General features: G+C 63.3%; 8 protein-coding genes. 2 read left to right on the top strand and 6 right to left on the bottom strand.

Annotated features, from left to right (window positions below; genetic code table 11):
- Nucleotides 1-277 precede the first annotated feature (277 nt).
- The 6 genes from purU to QME24_RS24175 all read right to left on the bottom strand — a co-directional run bounded on the left by purU (nucleotide 278) and on the right by QME24_RS24175 (nucleotide 7840).
- Complete coding sequence (gene purU, locus QME24_RS24200; protein ID WP_280091892.1) at nucleotides 278-1135, bottom strand: formyltetrahydrofolate deformylase; 858 nt, start codon at nucleotides 1133-1135, stop codon at nucleotides 278-280.
- Nucleotides 1136-1147: 12 nt separating this feature from the next.
- Nucleotides 1148-1780, bottom strand: coding sequence for a sarcosine oxidase subunit gamma family protein (soxG, locus tag QME24_RS24195; RefSeq protein ID WP_009683376.1), 633 nt, complete (start codon nucleotides 1778-1780; stop codon nucleotides 1148-1150).
- 179 nt (nucleotides 1781-1959) lie between these two features.
- Nucleotides 1960-4974, bottom strand: a complete 3015-nt coding sequence (locus QME24_RS24190; RefSeq protein WP_280091893.1) for a sarcosine oxidase subunit alpha — start codon at nucleotides 4972-4974, stop codon at nucleotides 1960-1962.
- On the bottom strand, nucleotides 4971-5306 hold the full coding sequence (locus QME24_RS24185; RefSeq protein ID WP_009683373.1) for a sarcosine oxidase subunit delta: 336 nt from the start codon (nucleotides 5304-5306) through the stop codon (nucleotides 4971-4973). Before QME24_RS24185 ends, QME24_RS24190 begins: the two co-directional genes overlap by 4 nt.
- Nucleotides 5307-5320: 14 nt before the next feature.
- Nucleotides 5321-6571 (bottom strand): sarcosine oxidase subunit beta family protein, encoded by a 1251-nt coding sequence (locus QME24_RS24180; protein WP_003255680.1) that lies wholly within the window; start codon nucleotides 6569-6571, stop codon nucleotides 5321-5323.
- Between the two features lie 15 nt (nucleotides 6572-6586).
- A complete protein-coding gene (locus QME24_RS24175) occupies nucleotides 6587-7840 on the bottom strand; it encodes a serine hydroxymethyltransferase (protein WP_009683372.1) in 1254 nt (417 codons plus the stop codon).
- A 342-nt stretch (nucleotides 7841-8182) separates the two neighbouring features.
- Here QME24_RS24175 and QME24_RS24170 point away from each other — a divergent pair, with 342 nt between their 5' ends.
- On the top strand, nucleotides 8183-9223 hold the full coding sequence (locus QME24_RS24170; RefSeq protein WP_054906170.1) for a low specificity L-threonine aldolase: 1041 nt from the start codon (nucleotides 8183-8185) through the stop codon (nucleotides 9221-9223).
- Between the two features lie 118 nt (nucleotides 9224-9341).
- Nucleotides 9342-9451 (top strand): transposase (locus QME24_RS24165; protein ID WP_148101371.1); only part of this gene is annotated, 110 nt, incomplete at its 3' end.

Here is a 9451-nt window from a genome sequence, read left to right as displayed (position 1 = left end):
CCAAGGCGTTCGCGCGCAAATCCCACAGGAATAATTGGCCCGAAACAAACGTAGGAGCGAGCGCAGCTCGCGATGCGCCGCGCGGGCGGCGCTCGCTCTAACAGGCGCTGCATACCTTGTGGCAAACACCTGTCTGCCCTGATGCGATCCCTGTGGGAGCTGGCTTGCCGGCGATCACCGGCGTAGCCGGTGCAATACACCGCGTCGCCTGCTTCGCGGGCTTGCCCGCTCGCGCTGGCTTTGAGTTCACGCAATACCTGTAGGCCGGTACAGGTTATTACAGAACCACAGTCCGGTTGGCGTTGAGGAACACCCGCCGCTCGATGTGATAGCCCACCGCCCGCGCCAGGGTCAGGCATTCGATGTCGCGGCCCTTGGCGATCAGGTCTTCCGGGTAATGGCTGTGGTCCACCACCTCGACGCCCTGGGCAATGATCGGCCCTTCGTCGAGGTCGTTGTTGATGTAGTGCGCCGTGGCACCGACCATTTTCACGCCCTTGTTGTAAGCCTGGTGATAAGGCTTGGCGCCCTTGAACCCGGGCAGCAACGAGTGGTGGATGTTGATCGCCCAGCCGTCCAGGCGCCGGCACAGCTCAGGCGACAGCACTTGCATGTAGCGCGCAAGAATCACCAGCTCGGCACCGGTTTCCTCGATGACCTGCAACACCTTGCGCTCTTGCCCAGGCTTGTCCTTGGGGTCGAGGGCAAAGTGGTAGTACGGGATCTTGTGCCAATGCGCCAAGGGTTCGAGGTCAGGGTGGTTGGACACCACCGCGACCACGTCCATGCCCAGTTGGCCAATGCGCTGGCGATACAGCAGGTCGTTCAGGCAGTGGTCGGCTTTGGACACCATGATCACCACTTTGGGGCGGTGATTCGGGGCGGTCAGCTCGAACACCATGCCGAACGCTTTGCCGCGCTCGGCAAGGCCGGCGCGAAAGCCGGCTTCATCGAAATCGTCCGGCTGGCGAAACTCCACGCGAATGAAGAAACGCCCCGACTGCCGGTCGTCGAACGAGTGGTGCTCCGTCACGTAGCAGCGCTGCTCGAAGAGGTAACGCGTCACCACGTCGACGGTGCCGAGCATGCTCGGGCAGTCGGCGGTGAGAATCCAGGTATCCGGTGCCCGACTCATGTTCTGCGCTCCTTAAGCCTCGATGCTCAGGCCGTACTCGGCCGAAGCGTCCTGCAGCCACAGCCACCAGTAGTCGGCGAAGCTGCGGCGAATCACCAGTTCCCAGGTGTCTTCGGCAGTACGGCGGATCACCAGTTGCGACTTGGCGAACACGGTACCGACGGCCTTGCCCACCGGGAAGTTGTTCGGGTGAACATCATAGCTGGTGGACTTCATCAGCACTTCACGTACATGGGGGCCGCGCAGTTCCAGCAGGCTTTGCCCGCCGCTCACATTGACCACCTGGATGTGCTGGCCTTCGAGGGCTGCACGCAGCTTTTGCTCGACCGCCAGTTCCTGGCCGCCAGGCACGATCAGCAGCCACTCATCGGGGCCGACCCATTGCAGCGACGTGTCGCCGTTGGCCACCACGGTCAGGGCTACAGGCAACTCCAGGCCCAGGGCCTTGTGTACACCCGCGGCGAATTCCGGGTCATGGCCATCGCCGCGCAGGGTCAGGTGGCCGAGAAACTTCTTTTCGCGCAGGGTTACGCCTGCGTTCTTGCGGCCTTTGCCAACCAGGCTGGCCAGGTCGGCGTGGTGCAGTGGCGACTGGGCTTTGGCCTCGGCGCCGGGGTTTTGCTGGAAGACGTTGATAGCGCTCATTTCTTACCTGCCTTGAATTCTGGTTCGTCGATGCGACGCAGCGTTTGTGTTGGGGCTACCGGCCCTGTCGCCGGGAAGCCAGCTCCCACAGGGAACTCACCAACCTTCAAAGCTGCATCGATCCTGTGGGAGCTGGCTTGCCGGCGATTGGGCCTGGCCTGCCCCCACAGGGCCCGGAGTCAAACGTTCTGCCGCTCACCCTTCGGATCGAAGAACACCGAAGACACGATTTCCGCCTCGATCACGCTGCCATCCGCCTGCGGCGAGTAGACGCGCTCGCCCATGCGCTTGAGGCCGCCTTTGACTACGCCCATGGCGAACGAGTAGCCCAGCGAGTTGGACGCATAGCTGGAAGTCACGTGGCCAACCATGTCCATCGGGATCGGCTGCTTGGGATCGAATACCAGCTGGGCGCCTTCGGGCAGCCACTTGGTCGGGTCGATCGGCTTCAGGCCAACCAGCTGCTTGCGGTTTTCACGCAGGCAGTCTTCGCGGTTCATGCCACGCAGGCCGATCCACGAGAACGGCTTGTTGCGGCCCACGCACCAGCTCATGTTCAGGTCGTCCGGGTTCATCGAGCCGTCGGTGTCCTGACCGACGATGATGAAGCCCTTCTCGGCGCGCAGAACGTGCATGGTCTCGGTGCCATACGGGGTCAGGTTGTACTTCTTGCCCGCCTCGATGATCTGTTCCAGCACGCCCATGGCGTAGTTGGCCTGCACGTTCACTTCGTACGACAGCTCGCCGGTGAACGAAATACGGAACACCCGGGCCGGTACACCGCCTACGTTGCCTTCCTTCCAGGTCATGAACGGGAAGGCTTCCTTGTCCATGTCGATGTCGGTCAGCTCGCTGAGCAGCTTGCGGCTGTTGGGGCCGGACAGGGTCATGGTGGCCCAGTGGTCGGTGACCGAAGTGAAGTACACCTTCAGCTCTGGCCATTCGGTCTGGTGGTACAGCTCCATCCACTGCAGCACGCGTGCAGCGCCGCCGGTGGTGGTGGTCATGATGAAGTGGTTGTCGCCGACGCAGGCGGTTACGCCATCGTCGAAGACCATGCCGTCTTCCTTGCACATCAGGCCGTAGCGCGCCTTGCCCACGTCGAGCTTGGTCCAGGCGTTGGTGTAGATGCGGTTGAGGAACTCACGGGCATCCGGGCCCTGGATGTCGATCTTGCCCAGGGTGGAGGCGTCCAGCAGGCCCACGCTGTCACGCACGGCCTTGCATTCGCGGGCCACGGCAGCATGGATATCTTCACCAGCCTTGGGGAAGTACCAAGGGCGCTTCCACTGGCCGACGTCTTCGAACTCGGCGCCGTTCTTCACGTGCCAGGCATGCAGGGCGGTGAAGCGTACGGGCTCGAACAGGTGACCACAGTGGCGGCCCGCTACCGCGCCGAAGGTGACCGGCGTGTAGTTGGGGCGGAACATGGTGGTACCCATTTCCGGAATGGTAATGCCGATGGAACGGGCGGCAATGGCCAGGCCGTTGATGTTGCCCAGCTTGCCCTGGTCGGTACCAAAGCCCAGCGCGGTGTAGCGTTTGACATGCTCGACCGACTCGAAACCTTCACGGGTGGCCAGTTCGATACCGGCGGCGGTCACGTCGTTCTGCTGGTCGACGAACTGCTTCGGCCCTTTGGTGCCCTTGTCGTGCGGTACCAGGAACAGAGCAACGGTGGCCTCTTCCTTGCGCGCAACGGTTTTCGGCAGGGTGCCAACGGTGGCCTTGAAACCAGCTTCGGTGGCCGCGCGAACGCCGCCTTCGAAACCATCGGCAATCACATCGCCCAAGGCGTAGACACCGTTGATGCCACCCACGCATTCGCGTTTTTGCGGCGCATCGCCCGGTACGAAACCGAGGATGTCGTCACGCCATACCGGGCGACCGCCCAGGTGCGATGCCAGGTGAACGATCGGGCTGTAACCGCCCGACGAAGCGATCAGGTCGCACTCGAGGGTTTCGCCAGGGCTGGTGACCTTGTGCGCCTGCACATCGATCGCCGCCACACGGGCGCCGGTCACGTGCTTGCTGCCCTTGGCCTCGATCACGGCACTGGAGGTAAGGATGCGGATGCCTTTGGCACGCGCTTCTTCAACCAGCGAACCACGCGGGTTGTGGCGGGCATCGGCAATGGCGACCACTTGCAGGCCGGCATCGTGCCAGTCCAGCGCCGCGCGGTAGGCGTGGTCGTTGTTGGTCGACAGCACCAGCTTGCGGCCCGGGGCCACGCCGTAGCGGCGTACGTAGGTGGACACGGCACCGGCCAGCATGTTGCCCGGCACGTCGTTGTTGTCGTACACCAGGGGGCGCTCGTGGGCGCCGGCAGCCAGTACCACGCGCTTGGCGCGCACACGGTGCACGCGGTGGCGTACCTGGCCGATCGGGGCGCGGTCGCCCAGGTGGTCGGTGAGGCGCTCGTGAATGGTCAGGAAGTTATGGTCGTGGTAGCCGTTGACCGTGGCACGTGGCAGCAGGGTAACTTCCGGCAGGCCTTCCAGCTCTTTGACCACGGCGCTGACCCATTCGGCGGCAGGCTTGCCGTCCAGGGTTTCGCGGGTATCGAGCAGGCTGCCGCCGAACTCTTCCTGTTCGTCGGCCAGGATCACCCGGGCACCGCTGCGCGCGGCGGCCAGTGCTGCTGCCAGGCCAGCAGGGCCGGCACCGACGATCAGCACGTCGCAGTGCTGGTTCATGTAGTCGTAGCTGTCCGGGTCGTTCTGCAGCGGTGCACGGCCCAGGCCGGCTGCCTTGCGGATGTACTTCTCGTAAGTCATCCAGAACGATTTGGGGTACATGAAGGTTTTGTAGTAGAAGCCCGGCGGCATCATGCTGCCGCCGACCTTGCCCAGGATGCCCATGACGTCGTTGTTGACGTTCGGCCAGCCGTTGGTGCTGGTGGCGACAAGGCCTGCATACAGCGCCTGCTGGGTGGCACGCACGTTGGGGATCTGGGTGGCTTCGCTGGAGCCGATCTGCAGGATGGCGTTCGGCTCTTCGGTACCGGCGGCGATGATGCCGCGGGGGCGCGAGTACTTGAAGCTGCGGCCAACGATGTCCACGCCGTTGGCCAGCAACGCGGCGGCCAGGCTGTCACCGGCATAACCCTGGTAGGTCTTGCCGTTGAAGGTGAAGTTCAGGACCTTGCTGCGGTCGATACGGCCGCCGCTGGCGAGGCGATAGGTCTGGCTCATACTTTTTCCCCTTGGCCTTTGACGGCGGACGGTGCGCTGGCAGCTTTACCGTTGGCGGTCACTTGCGGCTTTTCGCCAATCTTGTAGGTTTCCAGAATTTCGTAGGTCACGGTGTCGCGGGTGACGTTGAAGTACTGGCGGCAGCCGGCAACGTGGTCCCACAGTTCGTGGTGAATACCGCGTGGGTTGTCACGGTAGAACATGTAGGTACCCCACTCCTCGTCGGAGCAGGCAGCCGGGTCCAGCGGGCGGGCGATGTGCGCCTGGCCAGAGGCGTGGAACTCTTCTTCGGAGCGCAGCTCGCCGCAGTGGGGACAGAAAATATGCAACATGACGGTGTCTCCGGTTAGTGGGCGACGGCGGCGGCGCCGTGTTCGTCGATCAGTGCGCCGTTGTAGAAGCGGTCCATGGAGAACGGCGCAGCCAGTGGGTGCATTTCGCCCTTGGCCAGGCTCGCGGCAAAGACGTTGCCCGAACCCGGGGTCGCCTTGAAGCCGCCAGTACCCCAACCGCAGTTGAAGAACATGTTCTTGACCGGGGTCTTGGTGATGATCGGGCAGGCGTCCGGCGAGGTATCGACGATGCCGCCCCACTGGCGGTTCATGCGAACGCGCGACAGGTTGGGGAACATTTCGACGATGGCTTGCAGGGTATGCTCGATCACCGGGTACGAACCGCGTTGGCCGTAACCGACCCAGCCGTCGATACCGGCACCGATCACCAGGTCGCCCTTGTCGGACTGGCTGATGTAGCCATGCACGGCGTTGGACATGATCACGCTGTCGATGATTGGCTTGATCGGCTCGGATACCAGGGCTTGCAGCGGGTGCGATTCCAGCGGCAGGCGGAAGCCGGCCAGCTTGGCCATGTGCCCCGAGTTACCGGCGGTGACCACGCCGACGCGCTTGGCGCCGATGAAGCCCTTGTTGGTTTCCACGCCGATGACGGCACCGTTTTCCTTGCGGAAACCGATCACCTCGGTCTGCTGGATCAGGTCCACACCCAGGGCGTCGGCGGCACGGGCAAAGCCCCAGGCCACGGCGTCGTGACGGGCCACGCCGCCGCGGCGCTGCACGGTGGCGCCAAGGATTGGGTAGCGGGTGTTCTTCGAGCAGTCCAGGTAGGGGATTTCGGCCGCGACCTGGGCGGTGTTCAGCAGCTCGCCATCCACGCCGTTCAGGCGGTTGGCCGATACGCGACGCTCGGAGTCACGCATGTCCTGCAGGGTGTGGCACAGGTTGTACACGCCGCGCTGGGAGAACATGACGTTGTAGTTGAGGTCCTGGGACAGGCCCTCCCACAGCTTCATGGCGTGCTCGTACAGGTGGGCCGACTCGTCCCACAGGTAGTTGGAGCGCACGATGGTGGTGTTACGCGCAGTGTTGCCACCGCCCAGATAGCCTTTTTCGATCACGGCCACGTTGGTGATGCCGTGTTCCTTGGCCAGGTAGTAGGCCGTGGCCAGGCCATGGCCGCCACCGCCAACGATCACCACGTCGTAGACCTTTTTAGGGGTCGGCGTGCGCCACATGCGCTGCCAGTTCTCGTGGTGGCTGAGGGAGTGTTTGAAAAGGCCGAAGCCCGAATAGCGTTGCATTGTCGTTTACTCCACTCAGCGGTAAACAGGGAAATCAGCGCACAGCGCCGCGACGTTCTTCGCCACATCGGCTTCCACGTCTGCGTCACCGAGGTTGTCGAGGATGTCGCAGATCCAGCCGGCCAGGGCCACGCACTGGGTGACCTTGAAGCCGCGGGTGGTGACGGCCGGGGTGCCGATGCGCAGGCCCGAGGTCACGAACGGCGATTGCGGGTCGTTCGGCACGGCGTTCTTGTTGACGGTAATGTGCGCGCGGCCCAGGGCTGCGTCGGCATCCTTGCCGGTGAGGCCCTGACGAATCAGGCTGACCAGGAACAGGTGGTTGTCGGTACCGCCGGACACCACGTCATAGCCACGGTCGATGAACACCTGGGCCATGGCCTGGGCGTTTTCGATCACTTGTTGCTGGTAGGCCTTGAAGCCAGGTTCCAGGGCTTCCTTGAAGCACACGGCCTTGGCGGCGATCACGTGCATCAGCGGGCCGCCCTGGGCGCCCGGGAAGACCGCGGCGTTGAGCTTCTTCTCGATCTCTTCGTTGGCCTTGGCCAGGATCAGGCCACCACGCGGGCCACGCAGGGTCTTGTGGGTGGTGGTGGTGACCACATCGGCGAACGGGATCGGGTTCGGGTACAGGCCAGCGGCGACCAGGCCTGCCACGTGGGCCATGTCGACGAACAGCAGTGCACCCACTTTGTCGGCGATGGCGCGGAAGCGCGGGAAGTCCAGGGTCTTGGAGTAGGCCGAGAAACCGGCAACGATCATTTTCGGCTTGTGCTCGACGGCCAGGCGCTCGACTTCGTCGTAGTCGATCAGGCCAGTATTGGTGTCGATGCCGTATTGCACAGCGTTGTACAGTTTGCCAGAGGACGACACTTTGGCGCCGTGGGTCAGGTGGCCGCCGTGGGCCAGGCTCATGCCGAGGATGGTGTCACCAGCCTGCAGCAGGGCCAGGTAGACAGCGCCGTTGGCCGACGAGCCGGAGTGCGGCTGAACGTTGGCGTAGTCGGCGCCGAACAGTTGCTTGGCGCGCTCGATGGCCAGGGCCTCTACCTTGTCGACGTGCTCGCAGCCGCCGTAGTAGCGCTTGCCTGGGTAGCCTTCGGCGTATTTGTTGGTCAGGCCGCTGCCTTGGGCCTGCATCACGCGCTTGGAGGTGTAGTTTTCCGAGGCGATCAGCTCGATGTGGTCTTCCTGGCGCTGCTCTTCGGCATTCATCGCCGCCAGCAGTGCATCATCGTAACCCTGGATCTGGTCTTGCTTGCTGAACATCGTGTATCTCCCGGCAGCGATCGTTTTTTGTCGTGGGGCACTGCGGCCCTTTGTGGCGATGTTATGACTGGGCGGGGTAGGTCAGATGCCTGCGCACGCCTTGCAATGGCGCGTTTACGACATACGTTTTTTTGCCGTTGCTGCCGGCCCGTTCGCGGGCATGCCCGCTGCCACAGGTATGGCGGTGTTCTGAGGGCTTGAGGTAGCCCTGTGGGAGCGGGCTTGCCCGCGAAGCGGCCAGCACAGGCAACCCAGCAACCGACTGTTGCACAGCTTGTATAGGCAACCGCCGAATCGATGGTTTAGAGTGCTGATCTGCGTCGTTCACAGGACAGTAGTGTCATGACAGACAAGAGCCAACAATTCGCCAGCGACAACTATTCCGGCATCTGCCCCGAAGCCTGGGCGGCGATGGAGAAGGCCAACCACGGCCACGACCGCGCCTATGGCGACGACCAATGGACCGAGCGCGCGGCCGAGTACTTCCGCAAGCTGTTCGAAACCGATTGCGAAGTGTTTTTCGCCTTCAATGGCACTGCCGCCAACTCCCTGGCCCTGGCCTCGTTGTGCCAGAGCTACCACAGCGTGATCTGCTCCGAGACCGCCCACGTCGAAACCGACGAATGCGGCGCACCCGAGTTCTTTTCCAACGGTTCCAAGCTGCTGACCGCAGCCAGCGTGCACGGCAAGCTGACGCCGGCGTCCATCCGCGAAGTGGCGCTCAAGCGCCAGGACATCCATTACCCCAAGCCCCGCGTGGTCACCATCACCCAGGCCACCGAGGTCGGCACGGTCTACCGCCCCGACGAACTCAAGGCCATCAGCGCCACCTGCAAGGAACTGGGCCTTAACCTGCACATGGACGGCGCGCGCTTCACCAATGCCTGCGCGTTCCTGGGCTGCAGCCCGGCGGAGCTGACCTGGAAGGCCGGCGTCGACGTGCTGTGCTTTGGCGGCACCAAGAACGGGATGGCGGTGGGCGAGGCGATCCTGTTCTTCAACCGCCAGCTGGCCGAGGACTTCGGCTACCGCTGCAAGCAGGCGGGGCAACTGGCGTCGAAAATGCGCTTCCTGTCGGCGCCGTGGGTGGGGCTGCTGGAAGGTGGCGCCTGGCTGCGCCATGGCAGCCACGCCAACCAGTGCGCGCAGCTGCTGGCATCTTTGGTGAGTGATTTGCCGGGGGTCGAGCTGATGTTCCCGGTGGAGGCCAACGGGGTGTTCCTGCAGATGCCGGAGCACGCCATTGAAGCACTGCGCGGCAAAGGCTGGCGGTTCTATACCTTTATTGGCAGCGGCGGGGCGCGGTTCATGTGCTCGTGGGATACCGAGCAAGAGCGGGTGCGTGAGCTGGCGGCGGATATCCGCAGCATAATCACCGCCTGACAGATTGCATTCGCGGGCATGCCCGCTCCCACAGGGTTACCGCCGCCTTCGAGCGCTGTGCAGTACCTGGACTGCCCCCAAGAAGTTGGACACCAATCCAATTTCTTGGGGTATCCATATGAGCAAGTACTCAGACCAATTCAAGCTTACAGCCGTTCATGCCTACCTGGAGGGTGGTGAAGGTTTCCGAAAAGTAGCCCAGCGACTTGCAGTGGACTTCAGCCTGCT

The organism is Pseudomonas sp. PARCl1, from assembly GCF_947311875.1.
In the GTDB taxonomy this organism is placed as follows: Bacteria; Pseudomonadota; Gammaproteobacteria; order Pseudomonadales; family Pseudomonadaceae; genus Aquipseudomonas; species Aquipseudomonas juntendi.
This window is presented reverse-complemented; position numbering and strand designations above follow the sequence as displayed.